The 19,427-nt window shown below is 70.0% G+C and carries 21 protein-coding genes and 1 pseudogene; 10 read left to right on the top strand and 12 right to left on the bottom strand.

The features are described 5' to 3' along the window. Positions 1 to 169 precede the first annotated feature (169 nt). Positions 170 to 1,150: a MotA/TolQ/ExbB proton channel family protein gene (locus tag MKK75_RS04290; RefSeq protein ID WP_244041389.1), complete on the top strand. Its 981-nt coding sequence runs from the start codon at positions 170 to 172 to the stop codon at positions 1,148 to 1,150. Beyond that, positions 1,150 to 2,163: a peptidoglycan -binding protein gene (locus MKK75_RS04285; protein ID WP_244041388.1), complete on the top strand. Its 1,014-nt coding sequence runs from the start codon at positions 1,150 to 1,152 to the stop codon at positions 2,161 to 2,163. Before MKK75_RS04290 ends, MKK75_RS04285 begins: the two co-directional genes overlap by 1 nt. On the opposite strand, the gene MKK75_RS04280 is transcribed toward MKK75_RS04285, so the two are convergent. Genes MKK75_RS04280 through MKK75_RS04270 form a run of 3 tightly spaced genes read right to left on the bottom strand, consistent with a single transcriptional unit; the run spans position 2,150 to position 5,579 of the window. Next, the gene (locus tag MKK75_RS04280) at positions 2,150 to 2,647 is read right to left on the bottom strand and encodes a GNAT family N-acetyltransferase (protein WP_244041387.1); all 498 of its coding nucleotides are present in this window, start codon (positions 2,645 to 2,647) and stop codon (positions 2,150 to 2,152) included. The genes MKK75_RS04285 and MKK75_RS04280 overlap by 14 nt on opposite strands. Positions 2,648 to 2,672: 25 nt before the next feature. Beyond that, complete coding sequence (locus MKK75_RS04275; protein ID WP_244041386.1) at positions 2,673 to 3,695, bottom strand: D-cysteine desulfhydrase family protein; 1,023 nt, start codon at positions 3,693 to 3,695, stop codon at positions 2,673 to 2,675. A 39-nt stretch (positions 3,696 to 3,734) separates the two neighbouring features. Beyond that, complete coding sequence (locus tag MKK75_RS04270; protein ID WP_244041385.1) at positions 3,735 to 5,579, bottom strand: ABC transporter transmembrane domain-containing protein; 1,845 nt, start codon at positions 5,577 to 5,579, stop codon at positions 3,735 to 3,737. Between the two features lie 242 nt (positions 5,580 to 5,821). On the opposite strand from MKK75_RS04270, the gene rpmE reads away from it, so the two are divergent. Beyond that, on the top strand, positions 5,822 to 6,070 hold the full coding sequence (gene rpmE / locus MKK75_RS04265; RefSeq protein WP_010682778.1) for a 50S ribosomal protein L31: 249 nt from the start codon (positions 5,822 to 5,824) through the stop codon (positions 6,068 to 6,070). A 98-nt stretch (positions 6,071 to 6,168) separates the two neighbouring features. On the opposite strand, the gene MKK75_RS04260 is transcribed toward rpmE, so the two are convergent. From MKK75_RS04260 to MKK75_RS04245, 4 genes and pseudogenes are all read right to left on the bottom strand, one after another. Then, positions 6,169 to 6,699: a DUF1465 family protein gene (locus MKK75_RS04260; protein WP_244041384.1), complete on the bottom strand. Its 531-nt coding sequence runs from the start codon at positions 6,697 to 6,699 to the stop codon at positions 6,169 to 6,171. A gap of 314 nt (positions 6,700 to 7,013) precedes the next feature. Beyond that, positions 7,014 to 7,517 (bottom strand): annotated as a pseudogene (locus MKK75_RS04255) (TonB-dependent receptor); the annotation flags it as partial. Positions 7,518 to 7,750: 233 nt separating this feature from the next. After that, on the bottom strand, positions 7,751 to 8,704 hold the full coding sequence (locus MKK75_RS04250) for a DUF1775 domain-containing protein (protein ID WP_244041383.1): 954 nt from the start codon (positions 8,702 to 8,704) through the stop codon (positions 7,751 to 7,753). Positions 8,705 to 8,745: 41 nt separating this feature from the next. Then, positions 8,746 to 9,087, bottom strand: coding sequence for a hypothetical protein (locus tag MKK75_RS04245; RefSeq protein ID WP_244041382.1), 342 nt, complete (start codon positions 9,085 to 9,087; stop codon positions 8,746 to 8,748). A gap of 271 nt (positions 9,088 to 9,358) precedes the next feature. On the opposite strand from MKK75_RS04245, the gene MKK75_RS04240 reads away from it, so the two are divergent. After that, positions 9,359 to 10,657, top strand: coding sequence for a murein L,D-transpeptidase (locus tag MKK75_RS04240; RefSeq protein WP_244041381.1), 1,299 nt, complete (start codon positions 9,359 to 9,361; stop codon positions 10,655 to 10,657). 185 nt (positions 10,658 to 10,842) lie between these two features. Beyond that, positions 10,843 to 12,498 (top strand): calcineurin-like phosphoesterase C-terminal domain-containing protein, encoded by a 1,656-nt coding sequence (locus tag MKK75_RS04235; protein ID WP_244041380.1) that lies wholly within the window; start codon positions 10,843 to 10,845, stop codon positions 12,496 to 12,498. A gap of 18 nt (positions 12,499 to 12,516) precedes the next feature. On the opposite strand, the gene MKK75_RS04230 is transcribed toward MKK75_RS04235, so the two are convergent. Continuing rightward, positions 12,517 to 13,095 carry a type 1 glutamine amidotransferase domain-containing protein gene (locus MKK75_RS04230; protein WP_244041379.1) on the bottom strand — a complete coding sequence of 193 codons (579 nt, stop codon included), beginning with the start codon at positions 13,093 to 13,095 and terminating at the stop codon, positions 12,517 to 12,519. 155 nt (positions 13,096 to 13,250) lie between these two features. Here MKK75_RS04230 and MKK75_RS04225 point away from each other — a divergent pair, with 155 nt between their 5' ends. Beyond that, complete coding sequence (locus tag MKK75_RS04225; RefSeq protein ID WP_091712736.1) at positions 13,251 to 13,454, top strand: hypothetical protein; 204 nt, start codon at positions 13,251 to 13,253, stop codon at positions 13,452 to 13,454. Positions 13,455 to 13,463: 9 nt separating this feature from the next. On the opposite strand, the gene MKK75_RS04220 is transcribed toward MKK75_RS04225, so the two are convergent. Next, complete coding sequence (locus tag MKK75_RS04220) at positions 13,464 to 13,853, bottom strand: hypothetical protein (protein WP_244041378.1); 390 nt, start codon at positions 13,851 to 13,853, stop codon at positions 13,464 to 13,466. A 317-nt stretch (positions 13,854 to 14,170) separates the two neighbouring features. Here MKK75_RS04220 and MKK75_RS04215 point away from each other — a divergent pair, with 317 nt between their 5' ends. Further along, positions 14,171 to 14,380, top strand: coding sequence for a cold-shock protein (locus tag MKK75_RS04215; RefSeq protein ID WP_091712733.1), 210 nt, complete (start codon positions 14,171 to 14,173; stop codon positions 14,378 to 14,380). A 227-nt stretch (positions 14,381 to 14,607) separates the two neighbouring features. After that, complete coding sequence (locus MKK75_RS04210; protein WP_244041377.1) at positions 14,608 to 14,844, top strand: AsnC family transcriptional regulator; 237 nt, start codon at positions 14,608 to 14,610, stop codon at positions 14,842 to 14,844. Positions 14,845 to 14,874: 30 nt separating this feature from the next. Here MKK75_RS04210 and MKK75_RS04205 read toward each other — a convergent pair whose 3' ends face one another. Continuing rightward, entirely contained in the window at positions 14,875 to 15,690 is an 816-nt protein-coding gene (locus MKK75_RS04205) for an inositol monophosphatase family protein (RefSeq protein WP_244041376.1), read from the bottom strand. Positions 15,691 to 16,094: 404 nt separating this feature from the next. Between MKK75_RS04205 and MKK75_RS04200 the strand changes: the two genes are divergently transcribed. After that, positions 16,095 to 16,550, top strand: coding sequence for a DUF6101 family protein (locus tag MKK75_RS04200; protein WP_244041375.1), 456 nt, complete (start codon positions 16,095 to 16,097; stop codon positions 16,548 to 16,550). A gap of 13 nt (positions 16,551 to 16,563) precedes the next feature. On the opposite strand, the gene ubiA is transcribed toward MKK75_RS04200, so the two are convergent. Both ubiA and MKK75_RS04190 read right to left on the bottom strand, forming a co-directional pair. Then, complete coding sequence (gene ubiA / locus MKK75_RS04195; protein ID WP_244041374.1) at positions 16,564 to 17,526, bottom strand: 4-hydroxybenzoate octaprenyltransferase; 963 nt, start codon at positions 17,524 to 17,526, stop codon at positions 16,564 to 16,566. Positions 17,527 to 17,714: 188 nt separating this feature from the next. Further along, the gene (locus tag MKK75_RS04190) at positions 17,715 to 18,194 is read right to left on the bottom strand and encodes a hypothetical protein (protein ID WP_244041373.1); all 480 of its coding nucleotides are present in this window, start codon (positions 18,192 to 18,194) and stop codon (positions 17,715 to 17,717) included. Between the two features lie 220 nt (positions 18,195 to 18,414). Here MKK75_RS04190 and MKK75_RS04185 point away from each other — a divergent pair, with 220 nt between their 5' ends. After that, positions 18,415 to 19,167: a 16S rRNA (uracil(1498)-N(3))-methyltransferase gene (locus tag MKK75_RS04185; RefSeq protein ID WP_244041372.1), complete on the top strand. Its 753-nt coding sequence runs from the start codon at positions 18,415 to 18,417 to the stop codon at positions 19,165 to 19,167. Positions 19,168 to 19,427: the final 260 nt, after the last annotated feature.

Raw genomic sequence — 19,427 nt, 5'->3', positions numbered from 1 at the left:
GCTCTCCCTCCCCCCTCTGCAGGGAGGGGAAGCCGTGGATCTGCCTCCATCCACCACGCGACGCGCGTGCGTCCCGTGCGCGACTTGATCGCGTAAGGCCCTGCCTCCACAGTAAGTAGGACGGACGCCGCCGGCGGCCGCATGTCTTAAGATCAGGCTAGAGCGACCGATGGCCGCCCGCGATACCGGCGAGAACAACACGGAGCCGCTGGCCCGGCCCGGAATCTATCTCGGGCGCATGGTCGTCTTTCTCATCCTCGTCGGCTTTCTCGCCTTCATCCTGTTCAAGCAGATCACGCCGGCCTTCCTGGCCAATCCCGGTCTCAACGGACTCATCCTCGGGGTTCTGCTGATCGCGGTCGTGATCGCGTTCGGGCAGGTCATCCGCCTGTTCCGCGAGGTCGCCTACGTCAACGCGGCGGCGCGCGGCACCCCGGCCAAGCGCCCGCCCACGCTCCTCGCGCCGATGGCGCCGATGGTCGCGGCCCGGCCCGCGGGCGTGACGCTGCCGGGCACCGCCGGCTATCTCGACACCATCGCGGCCCGCCTCGATGAGGGGCGCGAGATCCTGCGCTACATCGCCGGCATTTTGATCCTGCTCGGCCTGCTCGGCACGTTCTGGGGCCTGATCGACACCCTCTCGGCGGTGGGCGGCGTGATCAAAGGGATGCGCGGCGGCGGCGATGCCGGGGTCATGTTCGACGAGCTGAAATCGGGCCTGGCCGTGCCGCTCTCGGGAATCGGCCTGGCCTTCTCGGCCTCGCTGTTCGGTCTCGCCTCGTCGCTGATCACCGGCTTCCTGGAGTTGCAGGCGGGCCAGGCCCATGCGCGTTTCCACAACGAATTGCAGGACTGGCTGATGTCCGGCCAGGCTGTCGCCGCCGAGACGGCGGCGGTGGCGGTCCGGGCGGGGGGAGCCGGCACGCTGGAACTCAAGGAGGCGGTCGATCGCCTGACCGCTCTGGTCGCGGAGGGCGGCGGCAGCCGCGCCGCCACGCTCGCCATGACCAACCTCGCCGAGGGCATTCAGGGCCTCGTGCAGCACATGCGCGCCGAGCAGCAGATGATCCGCGACTGGGTGGAGGCCCAGGCGAGCCGTGAGCGTGAGCTGAAGCAGGTGCTCGACCGGCTGGGCCGGGAGCGGGTCTGATGGCGTCCACGGCGGCGCGGTCCCGGCGCACCCTCAACGTCTGGCCGGGTTACGTCGACGCGCTGGCGACGCTGCTGCTCTCGGTTGTGTTCCTTCTCACGGTGTTCGTGGTGGGGCAGTTCTTCCTGTCGCAGGAGCTGACCGGGCGGGACGAGACGCTCGCCAAGCTCAACCGCCAGATCGCCGACCTTACCGACCTTCTCGCTCTGGAGCGCTCGAACCGACGCACGCAGGAGGACGAGGTCCGCTCCTTGCGGACGACGCTCGCGGGCGTCGAGGCCGAGCGCGATCAGGCCAAGACCCAGGCGGAGGCCGCCACCGTCAGCCAGGGCGCTGCCGGTGCCGTCGACAAGCAATTGGAGGCCGAGCGGGGCGCGACGAAGCGGGCGCTGTCCCAGATCGACCTGCTCAACGAGCAGATCAGCGCCATGCGCCGCCAGCTCGCCGCCCTGGAGGACGCGCTGGCGGCGTCCGAGAGCCGTGACCGGGAATCTCAGGTCCGCATCGCCGAGCTGGGCAGCCGGCTGAACGTCGCCCTGGCGCAGAAGGTTCAGGAATTGGCGCGCTACCGCTCCGATTTCTTCGGGCGCCTGCGCCAGATCCTCGGCAACCGCCCCGACATTCGCGTGGTCGGCGACCGGTTCGTGCTGCAATCGGAGGTGCTGTTCCCCGCAGGCTCGGCGACCCTGAAGCCCGAGGCCGGGCCGGAACTTGACCGGATCGCGGGGGCGATCTCGGACCTCGCCAAGCAGATCCCGGCGGATCTACCCTGGGTGCTGCGGGTCGACGGCCATACCGATGCACGGCCGATCAGCACCCCGCAATTCCCGTCGAACTGGGCGCTCTCGGCCGCCCGCGCCATCGCGGTGGTGCAATACCTCGCCGGCAAGGGCATCGCGCCCCAGCATCTTTTGGCCGGCGCCTTCGGCGAGTTCCAGCCCATCGATGGCGGCACCACCGATGAGGCCTATGCCCGCAACCGCCGGATCGAGATGAAGCTCACCGAGCGGTAGCGGCCATCTCCCATTCCGGGCGGAGGATCGACATCAGAACCATCGACCGGAAGTTGCCATCGGCGGTCCGGCGGACTTCGCGCAGGTTGCCCTCCTTGCGAAAGCCTGCCGTGGCGTAGGCGGCGCGTGCGCGGGCGTTGTCGACGTAGACCATCAACTCGATGCGGTGCGCCGCGCGCTCCGTGAAGCCGTGGCGCAAAGTGTCCTTGAGCAGCGCGCTTCCGAGACCGCGTCCGGGCTCCACCACCGCGATGCGCCGCAGCAGGAGGCAGGCATCCGCCAGGACGGACTTCTGAAGCAGCACGAACCCGACCGGTGCACCACTCTCCAGCAGCAGCCGGTACTCGGAGCCCGTGGCCATTTCCCGAAGATGCTCCTCGGCCGACCAGCGGCCGACCCAGTCGGCAAAACCCTCGCCCCGCTCCAAGCGCTGGATCGCCGGGATATCCTCGGGCGTCGCCGCGACGTAGGTCTGAGTCGTCATCCCGGCCCCCAGGTCGGCGGCGCGCTCAGCCCGCCAGCGCCTCCTTGTAGGCGAAGATCCCGGGGGTGCCGCCGGTCATCAGAAACAGCACCGACGACCCCGCCGGGTAGAGCCCGGCTCGGACGTCGTGCAACAGGCCCGCGAAGGCCTTGCCGCTGTAGACCGGATCGAGGAGCTTGCCTTCGGTCCGCGCCATCAGCCGGACGGCCTCCAGCATGCCGGCGGTCGGGATCCCGTAGCCCGGGCCGCGGTGGCGGCCGTCGAGGTTGATGTCCTCCGGCGTCACGCGCCGCTCCGCGCCGGTCAGCGCCAGCGTCGCGTTGGCTTTCTCCAGAACCTCCCCCCGGGCGCGCGCCTCCTCGGCGAGCACTGCGAAGGATTTCGCCAGACGCGGGTCGCGGCCTATCGAGGCGAGCCCCGCGACCAAGCCCGCATGGGTGCCGGCACTGCCGTTGGCGGTGACGATCTGCGCGAAGGTCACCCCCAGCGTGTCCGCCTGGGTCAGGATCTCGGCGGCGCAGTTCACGTAGCCGAGGCACCCGGTCGGGCTCGATCCGCCGGAGGGGAAGGTGTAGACCACGCGACCTTCAGCGCGCAGGGCGTCCGCCCGCGCCTCGGCGGCCGCGATGGAATCGGCGTCGCCCGGAAGCTCATGGACCGTGGCGCCGAACAGATCGTCGAGCAGGCGGTTGCCGTTGCCGGTATAGTCCGGATCCTGCCGCGGCACGCTGCGGGTCAGGAACAGCTCGCAGGTGAGGCCCGCCCGGGCGGTCGCCGCCGCGGTGAGCCGCGCGTGGTTCGACTGGATCGCACCCACCGTGATCGCCGTATCGGCCCCCGCCTCCCTGGCGGCGCCGAGCAGATATTCCAGCTTGCGCAGCTTGTTGCCGCCGAGGCCGATCCCCGCCAGGTCGTCACGTTTCACGAAGATCCGAACGCCGTTGAGGGCATCGCCGAGATGGGCCGTGAGCCCGTCGAGGGGCTCGATCGGCGTCGGGAGCGTCAGCAGCGGCAGGCGCGGGAAGCGGGCGAGGTCGAGCGTCGGCATGACGCCCTGTCTACACCGCGCCGCCCTGTGTGTCCCGGCCTACTCCCCGGCCGGCAGCCGCTCCACCCGGGTACGGGGCTCCTTGCCCCGGGCGGTCTCGTCGAGGGCGTCGGTGAACTGCAGGTTCGCGAGCTGCGCGTAGAGCGCCCCCTGCGCCAGCAGGCTCTCGTGGGTCCCGGTCTCGACGATGCGGCCGTCGTCGAGGACCAGGATCCGGTCCGCGGCGCGGATCGTGGCCAGCCGGTGGGCGATGACCAGGGTGGTGCGCCCCCGCATCAGCGTGTCCAGGGCGGCCTGGACGGCGCGCTCGGATTCCGCGTCGAGCGCCGAGGTCGCCTCGTCGAGGAGCAGGATCGGCGCGTCCTTGAGGATCGCCCGGGCGATCGCGATCCGCTGGCGCTGGCCACCCGAGAGCGTCACGCCCCGCTCGCCGACCTGCGTGTCGTAGCCCTGCGGCAGGGCCGTGATGAAGCCGTGCGCGTTGGCGCGCTCGGCGGCATACCGAACCTCGGCCTCGCCGGCCTCCGGGCGGCCGTAGCGGATGTTCTCGCTGACGCTCCCGGAGAACACCACCGGATCCTGCGGCACCAGCGCGATGCGATCGCGAAGGGCTTCGGGATCGACCTGCGCGATGTCGAAGCCGTCGATCAGGATCCGGCCACCCTGCGGATCGTAGAAGCGCAGCAGGAGCTGGAACACGGTCGACTTGCCGGCCCCGGACGGACCCACGATGGCGATCCGCTCGCCGGGAGCCGCCGCGAAGTTCAGGCCGTCGAGGGCAACGTGGCCGGGTCGTGTCGGATAGGCGAAGCGCACCGTCTCGAAGGTCACGGCGCCGAGGGCGGGTTCGGGCAGCGGCAGGGCCGGCTTCGGCGCGCGGATCGCGGGCTCGGCGGCCAGGATCTCGGTCAGCCGCTCGGCCGCCCCCGCCGACATGGCAAGGTCGCCGTAGACCTCGGAGAGCTGGCCGAGTGCTCCGGCGCCGAACACCGCGTAGAGCACGAACTGCGAGAGTTCGCCCCCGGTCATCGTGTGGGTCAGCACGCCTTGCGCCCCGTACCACATCACCCCGACCACGGAGGCCGAGATCAGGAAGATCGCGACGCCGGTGAGCAGCGCCCGCGCCCGGATCGAATCCCGAGCGGCCCCGTAGGCCTCCTCGGACGCCGCCGCGAACCGGGCCGCCGTGCTGCCCGAGCGCCCGAAGGCCTGCATGGTCCGCACGGCGCCGACCGCCTCGGCGGCGTAGGCCGAGGCCTCGGCCAGCCGGTCCTGGGCGGCCCGGGACCGTCGGCGCACGCCCCGGCCCGAGACGATCAGCGGGAAGACGATGATCGGGATCGCGGCCAGCACCATCACGGAGAGCCGCGGGCTCGTGACCACCATCATGGCGGTCGCCCCCACGAACAGGAACAGGTTGCGCAGCAGGATCGATACCGAAACCCCGAAGGCCGACTTGATCTGCGTCGCGTCCGCGGTGAGCCGCGAGATTATCTCGCCCGACTGCGCCCGGTCGAAGAAGGCCGGGTCGAGGATCGTGAGCCGGGCGAACACGGCAGCACGCAGATCCGCCACCACCCGCTCGCCCAGGGTCACCACGGTGTAGACCCGGGCCGCGCTCGACAGCGCGAAGGCCGCCACCACGCCGAGCAGGGCGAGGAAATAGGCGTCGATCACCCCCGAGCCGTCGACCGTGAAGCCGTGGTCGATCACCCGGCGCATGGCGACGGGCACCACCAGCGTCGAGGCCGACGCGCAGGCGAGGGCGACGAGCCCGCCGATGATCCGGCCGCGATAGCGCAACGCGAACGGGAGCAGCGGCCGGAGCGCGCTCAGCGGTGCTTTGGGCCGCCCCTCGACGGCCGCCTTGGGTCTACGGGCCATTACGCCTCTCGTATGCGTCGATCTCCCGGTCCGCGGCGCTTGTGACCGGGGAGCGCCTGCGGTATACGCCGCCGCTCATCCGATTGCGTGTGTTCAATGGCCGCGGGCCGCCACCACGGTCGGCTTGGACGTGCCGTTGCACGAACCTACGGTTCGGTGCAACCGGTGACATCTTCCGCATTCCGGGCCGGGCGGCGCCTCCTGCGCTTCCCGCCGGCGTGCCAGATCAGGGACGACAGGTCATGGCGAAGGACGCGGCCGCGAAGGCCAAGGGGACCGAGCACCCCGACTACCACTTCATCAAGGTCGTGATGACGGACGGCACCGAGTACCGGACCCGTTCGACCTACGGCAAGGAGGGCGACACCCTCAACCTCGACATCGACCCGCTCACCCACCCGGCCTGGACCGGCGGCGAGCAGAAGATGCTCGACCGCGGCGGACGCGTCTCCCGCTTCAACTCGCGCTTCGGCAATCTCGGCAAGCGCTGAGCGACCCGGACAGAACGTGCTGCCCCCGGGCGGCGTCGTACGGACGGGCGGTCCCCTCGTAGGGCCGCCCGTTTTCTTTGGGTCGACCGGCGACCGGGTCAGCCGTCGCTCATGCGGAACGCCATCCGCAGCAGGCCGTGCTGGGCGGCCACCGGGCTCTCGACCGGGGCCGGCGTCGGCCGGTCCTCGGTGATCAGCACGTCGAGGTGCAGGATGCGGCTGTGCAGGCGCCGCGCCCGCATGATCAGCTGCTGCAGACGCACCGGCAGCAGATTGAAATCCTGCGCTTTCGGCGGCTCGCTGCTCGCCAGCTTGACCCGGTGCTTCTCGAGGAGCGCCTCGGCCGGGGTCATCTCCCCCTCGGACACCGCGCGCTGCACCAGCAGCCAGGAGGCGACCTGCATCAGCAGCGTCGTCAGCCGCATGCTCTCGGCGGCGTAGCTCAGCGTCGCGTCGCGGGAGATCAGGCGCGATTCGTCGCGCCCCTCGCCGTCGAGATAGGCGGCCGTCTCTTCCACGAGCTTCATCCCCTCGCGGAATAGCGACTTGAAGGCGTCCGAGTTGACGTAGGACTTGCCGAAATCGACCCAGTCCTGGTCGTCCCGAAACGTGACATCGAAGCCGTTCATCCTGCCTCTCCCGTGCCGTCCGACGGCCCTGTCCGTCCGGAAATAGGACGCTGCGTCCCGCTCTGTCCGACGACGCTGCAATCCTAGCGCCGATCGGCGCCGGGATCAGGGTTCATCCTTTTTTAACCTTAACGAACCGGTCGACGCCAAGATAAGCGGTCTCCCGGCGGATGCCAGCGTTCAGATTGCGGCGCGCAGGCCCGCGAACACGCTGCGACCGCTGCCGGGATGGAACGCCGCCAGGGTCGCCGCGCCCCCGGATGTCCGGGCATTCGCGACCGCGGCGATCTCCGATACGGAGCGCGCGTCCGTAAGGTCGCGTCGGCGAAGTCCGGCGTCAGGCCCCCGGGCAGGCCGCCCTTGTCGCTGTCGGTGCGATTTGATGTGAACGCCTTGGCGCCCGTCATCAGCGCCACGTCGGGCAGGAACCAGAAACGGTTCTCGCCGTAAGCCGCGTCGTTGGACGCGCTCTGGAGGGGATTTAGCGTCTGAGCGCCCCGCTGGCCGCGGATGTCGACGCATTGCAGCGCCGCGTTTTGGCCCGCGAAGGCGCGCAGGCCCAGCACGACGTCATCGCGGAAACCGCCGAGATCGACGGTTCCGGCCCAGTGTGGGCTGATACCGGAGGTCCAGCCCTCCTGGTCGATCGCCTGGAAGATCGGGTGATACAGGCTCGTGTGGATCGCCCCGGTGTCAACGTCGAGTTTGCCGACATCGAGCAGGAACGAGGTGCGGTTGGCGATCCGCTCGGTCTCGACCTTGCGCGACGGGTTGCCGGTGATCGCCGTGGGATTGGCCAGCATCGGCGTGGCGAGGCTGCGGACGCCGGACGCTTCGCGGATGAGCCCTTGAAGCAGCGAAAGGCCGAATTCCACGCGTCTCCCTCCCCCCGCCGCGGGGAGGGAGGGCGCGCGGGTCCTGTCCGAGAGCGGGACGCGATCCCCGCCAGGGGCCACTCCGACCATCCCGCCAGCAGCCCGTGCCGCGATGGCCCGGCGCGGTGCTGGCGGAAGACGCATCTCGGGCATCCGACCGCTCGTCAGCGGCCTCGCTAGTGCTGATGCTGGTGCGGTCCGCCGGGCGCGGACGCCCCGATCGGCGCCACCGAGAAGGTCACCGGCACGGTGCCGGCCCGCTGGAAGGTCAGCGTCCCCGCCACCGTTTCGCCGGCCTTCGGCGCGCCGGTCAGATCCTCGAACATCAGGTGGAAGCCGCCCGGTTTCAGCTCGACGGTCTCCCCGGGCTTGATGGTCAGGCCGCCGGAGACCGGCGCCATCTTCATGATCCCGCCCTCCATCGACATGGAATGGATATCGCCCGACTTAGCGAAGGGTACCGTCGCCCCGGTCAGCACGTCGGGCGCACTGCCGGTGTTGGTGATGCGCACGTAGCCGCCCGCCACCTTGGCGCCGTTCGGCGTGGCGCGCAGCCACGGCGTCTCGATGGTCAGGTCGCCGGCCTTGATCGGGGCCGCCTTCGCGGGCGCTGCCTGGGCCACCTGGACGATCCGGAAAGCGGGGGCGGCCGCCTTCAGCTCATGGGCATCCTGACCGGGCTTCGGGATGTCGGACCAGGAATAGCCGCCCTCCGTGCAATCCTGCTGCACCGGCACGTAGACCGTCGCGCCGGGCTCGAACGTATCGGCGACCTGCGCCAGGAAGGTGAACTCGTCGACCTCATCGTCCGGCAGGCTGCCGCCACTCCACGTGCTCGCGGTCACGCCCTCGGAGGCGGTGCCGTGATGGGTCGTGTAGGTTTTCGCGTAGGCGCCGCGGGTGGTCGCCAGCGTCCAGCCGGGCTTCGGCATCGGCTTGGCGCCGAACAGCCCCTCCGGGATGCTGACGCTTACCTTGGTGGTCGGCTTGCCGTCGCAGCCGTGCATGATCTGGACGACGCCGCGATAGGTCGAGCCGGGGCTCGCCTGCCTGCGCTCCAGCACCGCGTGGGCCTGCGCCGCCGAGGCGACGAGGCCGAGGCCGATCACGGCCTGAATAACAATCTTCATGGGACACATCCGGTCTGAGTGTTTCGTCGGGAAACAATCGCTCAGGCGGATGGGGGACCCCGCGGTGCGGTGCTGCGGTCGGGCGGTTCGCGGGAGCCGAGCTGGCCGACGGTCCGATAGGGAGGGCTACCGCGATCCTCCGCCGTCCACGCGACGATGTCGGATGCGATGCGGGTTGGAAGCTCGGCACCCACCGCCTGCGCGGCCGTGCAGCAATCACCGTGACCGTGCGGAAGCGGCCTGTCCGGGTTCGTATCGGACGCCGCGTGCTGCGCGCACAGGCCGTCGATGGCGGCCGGGATCGGCATCAGTCCGCCCAGAAAAGCCTGGAACACGAAGGCGTAGAGCGCCAGCGCGGCGATCACCGCACGCAGGGGCGCCACGGGATGAGCGTCGTCTCGTCTCGTTCTCGCCGAGGCCCGATCCATGCTGCGCCCGTTCGCGATCCGGCCCGCTATGGCATACTTGCCACACGGCGACGCCCGTGGCTGTTGCCGGGGTGCCGCACCCGGAGACGGCGTGCGCTGGCGCACCGCGATGCCATATTCCGGCCCCTTCGATAGGGAGTCTTAAGCGCCAATCCCACACCGTGACGGCCCAGACCATCCCTTTCCGTCACGATCCGAACAGATTCCGGACCAGAGCCAGCGACCGATGCGCAAGAAGGCACATAACCGGTTCACCACGCTCCTGAGCGTCGCCGCCCTGGGCGCCCTGGGGGTCGGTGCCGCGGAAGCCCGGGACCAGGGCAATTACGCCCAGGCCGAATGGGCGCAGGACTATGCTTCGCCGGCCGCCATGCAGGTGCAGCGTGAGACCGTGCCGATCCTCTCGCCCCAGACGGTGGCGGCGACCGAGCAGATGGTCGAGCGCTACAAGGATATCGTGAACCGCGGCGGCTGGCGGCAGGTGTCCGGCGCCGAGCATCTGCGGATCGGGTCCCGCGGTCCGGCCGTGGCCGCCGTGCGCCAGCGCCTGATCGTCACCGGCGACCTCGATGCGGCGGCCGGCGGCTCGGGCGTGTACGATTCCTACGTCGCCGCCGGCGTGAAGCGCTTCCAGGCCCGGCACGGCCTCAGCCAGACCGGCACGATGAGCCTCGCCACCCAGCAGGCGATGAACGTGCCCGCCGACGTGCGCCTGCGCCAGCTCGAGACCAACGTGGTGCGCCTGCGCTCCTATTCGGGCGATCTCGGCCGGCGCTTCGTGATCACCAATATCCCGGCCGCCCTGGTCGAGACGGTCGAGAACGGCCAAGTCGTCACGCTCCACGCCGCGGGCGTGGGCAAGATCGACCGTCAGTCGCCGATCATGAACACCAAGGCGACGCAGATCAATTTCAACCCGACCTGGACGGTCCCGGCTTCGATCGTGAAGAAGGACCTGATCCCGAAGATGCAGAAGGATCCGAACTACCTCACGGACAACCGGATCCGCATCCTCTCGAACGGCCAGGAGATCTCGCCGAAATCGGTGAACTGGAACTCCGACGAGGGCACCCGCTACACCTACCGGCAGGATTCGGGCGCCGACTTCAACTCGATGGGCATCGTGCGCATCAACATCCCGAACCCCTACGGCGTGTTCATGCACGATACGAACACGAAGGGCGTGTTCGGCGACGATTTCCGCTTCATCTCATCCGGCTGCGTGCGCGTGCAGAACGTGCGCGAGTACATCACGTGGCTGCTGAAGGACACGCCCGGCTGGGACCGCCAGAAGGTCGAGGAGGCGATCGAGAGCGGCAAGCGCGTCGATGCCAACATCGCTCAGCCGGTGCCCGTCTACTGGACCTACATCACGGCGTGGTCGACCCCGGACGGGATCGTCCAGTTCCGCGACGACATCTACAAGCGCGACGGCGTCAACGTCCCCTCGACGATCGGAGCGCCGACCCCGGTCGCCAGCGCCGAGCCGGTGCCGCAGACCTTCGAGCCCGGCGACGAGGAGTAACCCGTCGCCCAATTCGCTCCGGATCACCCGAGGCCCGCATCTCCCCCGAGATGCGGGCCTCGCGCGTTTGGGAGCGCGTCTGTCATGGCCCGGTCAAATGCGTCTGCTTGGCCCTCGAAGCCCAAGTCGCGGGGCCGCAGTGGCGGCTTCCTGCGACGGAGCAGGACACCATGCAGGAGCCCCCGATGTCGCGCGAACCCAAGTCCGGAGACGGAGGCCTCACCCGCCGGGAGACCGTGGCCGGTCTCGCCAGCCTGGGCCTCGCGGCAGGACGCGCGGAGGCGCAGGGCACCGCGGAGGCCAACGGGATCGTCTACGCGACCGATGTCACGGGCGTGGACCGGGCACCGCTGCCGGGCGTCCTCGTCTCCAACGGCCGCGAGATCGCGCGCACCGACGACCAGGGCCGCTACCGCCTGCCGATGCCCGGCGATGGCGCGGTCTTCGTGATCAAGCCGCCCGGCTACGCCCTGCCGCGCGACGCCGACAACGTGCCGCGCCATTCCTACATCCACCAGCCGGAGGGTACGCCGGCGAAGCTGGGGCTGCGCTACCGCGGTGTCGCGCCGACCGGCCCCCTGCCGGCCTCGATCGACTTCACGCTGACCCGCGTCGACGAGCCCGCGGATTTCGACGTGATCCTGTTCACCGATCCGCAGCCTGAGAGCCGGTTCGAGCTCGACCACGTGCGCGACACCGCGGTCGCCCGCGCCATGGCGATCCCGGCGGCCTTCGGGATGACCACCGGCGACGTGCTGTTCGACGACCTCTCGCTGATCGACCGGTCCAACCGGATCATCGGGCGGATCGGCCTGCCCTGGTACAGCCTGCCGGGCAACCACGACCTCAACATGCAGGCGCCCGATGCCCGCTACAGCCGCGAGACCTGGAAGCGGGTGTTCGGCGCGCCGACCTACGCGTTCCGCCACGGGCGGGCCTGGTTCGTGATGCTCGACAATGTCGAGTGGCTGGGGCCGCCGGTCCCGGTGGGGGCGAACACCTACCGGGGTCATATCGGCGAACGCAGCATGACGTTCCTGCGCAACCTGCTCGCCGAGATCCCGCGGGACGACCTGATCGTCCTCGCCATGCACATCCCGCTCTTCACCGATACGACGCCGGACGATCCCCACGGCACCACCATCGACCGCGCGGCGCTCCTCGATCTGCTCGCGGGGCGCAAGGTTCTGAGCCTCGCCGGCCATACCCACACGACCGAGCACCATTACCCGGCGGAGGGGCACCACCATCACGTGCTGACCGCCGTGTCGGGTTCGTGGTTAAGCGGGCCGGACACGCGCACCGGCATCCCGTCGGCCGACAGCCGCGACGGCACGCCGAACGGCTTCCACGTCCTGTCGGTGCGCGGGGCCGACTACACGACCCGCTACGTCCCGGCGCAGGGCCAGCCGGACGAGACCCTGCGCATCCTGTTCGAGAGTGAGGCGCGGGTCGGCGCCGTGGAGGTGATCCGCCTGACGCGGCCGATGCAGGGCCTCCGCCCACCGGTGCCGCAGGATGCGCTCGGCGACACGACCGTGGTTGTGAACGCGTTCGACGGCGGCCCGCGCACCAACCTGGCGCTCCGCATCGGCGACCGGCCGGCGCAACCGATGACCCGGACCCGCCGGACCGATCCGTTCGTCGCCGAACTCTTCGCCCGCTATCCCGAGACCAAGAAGAGCTGGGTGCAGGCCACGCCCTCCACGCATATCTGGACGGCGCGTCTGCCGGACGACCTCGCGCCCGGCGCCCACCGCGTCACCGTCGAGGGGACCGACGAGTACGGGCGCCCTCTTCGAAGCTGTACCGTTCTCGAGGTGGCTGGCGCGCGCGGTTGAGCGCGCGCGCCGCGTGCCTCAGGCCGCGAGCTGCCGCTCACCATGGCCGCCTTCTTGAATCTCCTCGATGATCTTCGCACAGAAGGCATCGAGATCCCCGGGATTGCGGCTCGTGACGATGCCCTGATCCGTCACCACCGCCTTGTCGTGCCAGCGGCCGCCGGCATTGATCACGTCGGTGCGGATCGAGCTGAACGCGGTGAGGTCGCGGCCCTTGGCCGCGCCGACCTCGATGAGCAGCCACGGAGCGTGGCAGATCGCGGCCACCACCTTGCCGGAGGTCACAAAACTCTTGATCAGCGCGAGCGCCTTCGGCTCGAGCCGGAGCTTGTCCGGATTGATCTGGCCGCCCGGCAGGACCAGCGAGTCGTAGGCGGATGGATCGATTCGCTCCAGGTCGGTGTCGACCGCGACGTCCTTGCCCCAATCGGTCTTGTCCCAGCCGCGGATCGTGCCCTTGCTCTGGCGCGATTGCGGGGCGGCGACCGTCACGGTGGCGCCGGCCTCGGCGAGCTTCGCCTGCGGGACGGTGAGTTCGGCTTCCTCGAACCCATCGGTGGCGAGGATCAGGATCTTGGCTTGGCGGATGTCGGGCATGAATGGACTCCTGCGGATCAGGTTGGCCCGGTCAACCGGATGGGGAACGGGCTGTTCCCGACGGCGCCACGCTGCGCCGCTCCGCTGCGAATGCCTGTCGGAACTCCCCGAAGCCCGATCCGTTGGTCCCCATCCCGAATGAAGAGGAGCCGCGCATGGCCAATCCCGGCCTACCCGAACCCACGCCCGGCGATCTGCCGCCGCCCCCGCCTATCCCCGATGAGGAGCCCGATATCGGCCCCACCGGACCGCGCACGCCCTATCCGGTGAACGATCCCGGCATCGGCGAGCCGGGTGGCCCGGGCTCGGAACCCGACATCTTTCCGGGGACGCCGACCGATCCCGGCACGCGGATGTGATGCGGGCAGTCAGTGCCCGCCGTGCGAGGTCCGCACGTCCCGCGGCGCGTTGAGAATCTCGGAGAGGCTCGTCACCACGTGGCGGGCCTCTTCATCGGTCAGGCGCAACTGAAACGGCGGCAAGGCCCCGGCCTGGAGCGCGACCACGGCCTGCCCTTCCTCGTCGGTGCCGATCTCGATCGCTGATGACGTCACGTCGAGCATGGCGATTTCCTCATCGCCCATCTCGTCGGCCAAGTCGGGCTCGTCGGTATCGTCGATCGCCGTGAGGAGCTGCCCGACGGCCCGCACCAGGGCGCGGGCGGCGCGGGCATCCATCACCACCGCCGTCGCCTGATCGTCCTTCTGGAAGGATAGCTGGATGTTCGCACCGTCCAGCGAAACCGATATGCCTGCCATGTAGCGTCCAGAGCCGCGCGCCGTAACTGCTTGCGCACGCTCCGTATATGCATCGTAAAGGCCCGAAATCCCAGGGGGCGGCGGACCTTGGTCGCGCCTTCATCCCGGGCTGCGACGCAGAAGATACGCGGCCGGCGCCTTGTTGCCGCCGCAGCCGGCGCCTAAATACGTCTTCGGGGGGTTTACCCACCGAGGCTGATGCTCTTCAGGGTTCAGCGCCTCGCGCCCCGCCGCACTGGCCAAATCCAGAAAGACCGTGGTGCATCACGCGGCGTTCACGCCGCGCGGGTGGCCTATGGACGAATGAGGTACACTACGTGAATACCGGCACTGTGAAGTGGTTCAATGAGACCAAGGGCTACGGTTTCATCCAGCCCGACGACGGCGGCAAGGACGTGTTCGTGCACATCTCGGCCGTCGAGCGCGCCGGAATGCGCAACCTGATCGAAGGTCAGAGGGTCACTTACGAGATCCTGACCGACAAGCGCAGCGGCAAGGACGCTGCGGGCAACCTCCAGGCGGCCTGATCGGTCGACGGGTCCGGCCCGGTTCCCCCTGACGCGCAATACGTGACAGGGGGCTCCCGCCCATGCGGGAGATCGGGGCGGACCTCGAAACGGCCGCATGGTGCGGCTCCCCCTTCCGACGCTACCGGTTCGGGCAAACCCGCTCGGAAGCAGGTCGCGCCGGAGGCAATATCCCAGAAACGACGCCGGACGGAGCAAACGTCCGGTCCACAAAAGAAAAAGCGCTTATGTTATTTGAGTACACACGCCGCCGCGGCGTCCGGTCTCCCGTGACCGACGCCCCGACCTTCCGGGTCGGCAAGCTGGCCGAGGCCGGGACCGCGGATTTGAGCTGTGGCGATATCAGCCACCTGATCGACCGGTCCTACAACTACCACTCCTCCCGGGAACTCCACTGGCATCTCGCCGACCGCCTCGGGCTTGCCCCGACGGCGCTCACGCTCCGTGAGGTGCGCGCGGCCTGATCGCCCGCTTCGTCCTCAGTGGCCCCAAGCTCAGCGGCCCCAAGCCGCGAGGACGGGATCGCGCAGGGCCGCCGGCACCGCTAGCAATTCGCCGTGGACCGGCTCGGCCCGATTGTAAGGGGTCGCCGCACCGTCGAAGTCGCAGACGATTCCCCCAGCCTCGCGCAGCACGAGATCGGCCGCGGCCAGATCCCAATCCCGGGCATGGCCCGAGATCATCCCGATATCGACGCTGCCCTCCGCCACCCGGGCGAGCCGCAGGGCGAGGGACGGGATCCGTGCCACCACGCTGAAATCGGGGTTCGGCCCGGCGCCCCGGGTCAGGCGGTCGAGCATCGGCTTCGGCCCGGTGATGCGCGCGCCGGCCAAATCCTGCCGCGAATCCACGTGGATCGGCGTGCCGTTGCGGGTCGCGCCGCGTCCGCGCACGGCCTCGTAATCGGTCTCCCCCGCCGGGGCGTGCACGAACCCGATCAGCGGCTCGCCCCCCGCGAGCAGCGCGACGGCGATCGACCAATCGGGATGGCCCGACAGGAACGCCCGGGTGCCGTCGATCGGATCCACGATCCAGACGAGGTCGTGCCCGAGGCGCGCCGGGTCGTCCGCGGTCTCCTCCGACAGCCATGCCGCCCGCGGGACGAGGGCGCTCAGGCGGACCTTCAGGAAGGCGTCGACCGCGACGTCGGCTTCGGTCACCGGCGAGCCGCCGGCCTTTGACCAGATCCGCGCGGAGGTATGGCCGCCGAGCCGGAAGAACGGCTGCGCGATGTCGGCGGCCTCGCGCATGACGGCGCGCAGCTCCGGCATCAGGGCGGATACGGCGGCGTCGGTGAGGGGCTCGGGCATCGCACTCCGCGTGGGATCCGTTGGGGGCCGGATAGCCCATCGCGCCGTTCATCCGGCGCAGCGGATGGCAGGACGTTCGGGCTGAGGGGGCCGGATGCGGACGATCGCGCGCCCGGCCCTGCCGTTGTACGGCGCCGCCCGCATCGCCACAAGGATGCTGGTTGATCAATCGATAACGACCAATCCGCGCAAGGAAATGTTGAGCATTCAAGGAAGCATTGAGCATTCCGCAAATGACAGCCCTGTCCAGATTCGCTTAACGACGGCTCTTAAGCGCTGCGGAGGAGTTCGAGTGCGATTTTGCTTGGCATAACGGACGGCCCGACAGGCGCCGCCACTTGCCCCAGGGACTCGGACAGATGAACACTTCCCCGGTCACGGACGAACGTCGCGCAGGACATTGCATGCAGGGTGCCGCGGGCACGCTCTCCCTCACGGCCTCGCCGCTTCCGGTGATCGGCCGCAGCCCGGGCGCCCGCCGCGCCGCCGGGATCGCGCTGGCCTATGCGGTCGAGGAGGCCGAGATGGCCGGGGCCGACCGGTTCAGCCTGATCCTGGTCGATGCCGAGGGCGAAGAACTCCACCGGCTCGGCAGCTTCGACGAGGACGACGTGGTCGCGGTCTGGCGCGACATCGCGGCGCGCGCCGGGTTGGTGCGCATGATCGTGCGGGAGGACGGTGTCCTCGTCCCCGTCACCGAGCAGATCGGTCGGCTGATCCTCGGTCGGGTGCGCATCCGGCGCCGTCATGCCGGCCTCGGCGGGCGCCGTCCACGCTTCCTGGCCCGGCGCAAGACCGGACGGCTCCCGGCGCGGCCTCAGATCCACCGCGGCGAGAACGAGATCATCGCCCGGACCTGAGGGCCGCGGCCAATCAAGTGAGGTTGCGCAGCAGCGCGTCGGCGGTGAGGCCCGCAAACAGGATCAGGCCCGCATCGCGGTTCGAGCGGAACAGGGTCAGCGCCCCGCGCCCGTCACGCTCCCGCAGCGACAGGACCTGCCAGGCGAGATGCCCGGCGAAGGCCGCCACGCCCAGGAACCCCACGACACCTGCCCCGGCCTGCCACGCCGCCAGCGCGACCAGCGATGCCGCGAGCGCGTAGCAGAGGCCGACCGCGCCCCGCACATGCCGGCCGAACAGGCGGGCGGAGGAGCGGATCCCGGCGATCTCGTCATCCTCGATATCCTGGACCGCGTAGACCGTGTCGTACCCGACCACCCAGAACCACGCGCCCGCGTAGAGCAGCAGCGGCGACGCATCGAGGCGCGCGAACACGGCCGCCCAGCCCATCAGAGCCCCCCAGGCGAAGGCCAGCCCCAGCACCCCCTGCGGCAGCGGCATCACGCGCTTCATGAACGGGTAGATCGCGACCGGCAGCAGCGAGCAGAGACCGATCAGGATCGCCTGCTCGTTGAACTGCAGCAGCACCGCGAGCCCGATCAGGGCCTGGGCCACGAGGAACAGGGCGGCGTGGCGCGGCCGGATCTGCCCGGAGGGGAGGGGGCGCAGCCGCGTGCGCTCGACCTGTGCGTCGAGGTCGCGGTCGGCGATGTCGTTGTAGGTCGAGCCCGCCCCGCGCATCGCTACCGCGCCGATCAGGAACAGCAGGCAGTGCCAGGGATCGGGGAAGGCTTGGTCCGCCGCGATCGCCGCCAGCGCGGCCGACCACCAGCACGGGAGCAGGAGCAGCCACCAGCCCACCGGCCGGTCGATGCGGGCGAGGCGGAGATAGGGGCGCCAGGATCGCGGCGCGATCCGCTCGACCCAGTGGCCGGCGACCGCGTCGGCCGGGCGTCGATCCTGGATCACGGTTCCGCCCGTGGGCTGCCCGCTCATCGGCCGGGTCTCCGGTCGTCGCGCATGTCGATCCTTCCTCCGCCGCGAAGGAGGGATGCGCGCCGGATCCGCAATCCTCATAGAGCCGGGCCCGATCGCGTTGCAATCGAGCCCGGCGCGCAGTGTCTGTTATGACGCGCTCTTCGTTGCGCCGCCCCCCACCGCAGCGGAGAGCGCTCCGGACAACCTTACAGGGCTCCCTGCGGCAGCTTGAAGCTCCCGGTCAGGCCCGGTCCGCCGAGCAGGCCGCCGCCCTGGCCGTTGGCCTGGGCCTGAGCCTGTGCGCGGGCCTGGGCTTCCATCTTGGTCGCCTGGGCGGCGACGCTGCAGATCTTGGTGCGGATGCCGCTGACCTTCATGTGGTCGGCCTTGAAGCCCTCGGCGAAGGAATCGGGGATCGAGCACCACTCCTTGTTGGCGGTGATCCACTTCATGCCCTCGGCGCCGTTGGCCTGGAGCTTCCCGAACAGGGCGCAGGCCTCCTGCGGGGTCATCTTCTTCTTGGTCTGCGAGGCTGCGTTGGCCCGGCTGACCAGGGCCTTGCGCTCGGCCAGCGTCTTCTGGATGGCGCCGCATTCCGGCGCGGCGCCCTGCGCGGAGGCCGCCGTTCCGAACATCACGGTGCCGACCAGCACCGCGGCTCCCAGGCTCAAGCTCCCCTTCACCATCCCGCAACTCCCTCGACGCCCCTGCCGAATCCGCGAGCGGCCGGCCCAATTCCGTATCTCTTGGTTCGCCATAGGAATGTGGCGTCAATCGAGCGACAAACCGGCTCTCCAATACGTCTGTGCGTCGAACGCCGAAAAGCCGCGGCCGTAACCCTTTGGCAACACTTTGGCGGACCGAGCGCGCGTTGACAGGGCGGAGGCGCCTTGCGACGACGCCGCCATGCCGGCCTACGATTTCACCGCTCCGCGCCTCTACGTCGCGGCCGACCTCGCCGAGGGCGCGCGCCTGCCGCTCGAGCGGGCGCCGGCGAACTACCTGCTGAATGTCCTGCGCCGGGGGCCGGACGACCCCGTGCTGGTCTTCAACGGCCGGGACGGCGAATGGCGCGCCGATCTCGTCCAGACGGGGCGGAAGGGCGCCGACCTGCGCGTCGCCGTTCAGACCCGCCCGCAACCCGCGCCGGCCGACCTCCACTACCTGTTCGCCCCGATCAAAAGCGCTCGCCTGGACTATCTTGCCCAGAAGGCGGTCGAGATGGGGGCGGGCACGATCCGACCGGTGATCACCCGCTTCACCCAGGGTGACCGGGTCAACGTGGAACGGCTTCGGGCCAACGCCATCGAGGCCGCCGAGCAGTGCGGCATCCTGGCGATCCCGGACTGTCCCGAGCCGGGGCGGCTGCCCGAGGTCCTGGCGGGCCTCGAGCCGGCGCGGCTCCTGGTGTTCTGCGACGAGGATGCGCCGGTGCGCGATCCCGTGCGGGCTCTCGTCACTGCGGCCGATCCCGAAGCGCCGCCGCCCCTCGCCGTGCTGGTCGGCCCGGAGGGGGGCTTCTCCGACGAGGAGCGCGCCCTGATCCGGGCCCGGCCCAACACGGTCGCGCTCTCCCTCGGGCCGCGGATCCTGCGGGCCGACACCGCCGCGGTCGCCGTCCTGACCCTGGTCCAGGCTGTGCTCGGCGACGCGCGCTGACCGACGGACCCGTCCGATCCGAGGTGTGCCCGCGCACATCAGTGCGCAGGCGCAGGCGATTGTCCTCGGGGATCGGACGTGGCGGCACGCTCCGATCCCCGGCGCCGCGTTGTCGGTTCCGAACACCTCGACTATGTGCGTGAACGGACGCCGCCTGCGCCGCGCGCTCGGGAGCGGGTGTCCACCCGGACCCCGTTCGCGAGAGGGGGGCAAGCGGTCGGACCCGCCGGAGCGACCCGGTGCGTCCGTATTCCAGGTTC

It is taken from the genome of Methylobacterium sp. J-030, from assembly GCF_022829545.1.
Taxonomy (GTDB): domain Bacteria; phylum Pseudomonadota; class Alphaproteobacteria; order Rhizobiales; family Beijerinckiaceae; genus Methylobacterium.
The sequence above is the reverse complement of the archived record's forward strand: the minus strand, read 5'-3'. Positions and strand labels throughout refer to the sequence as shown.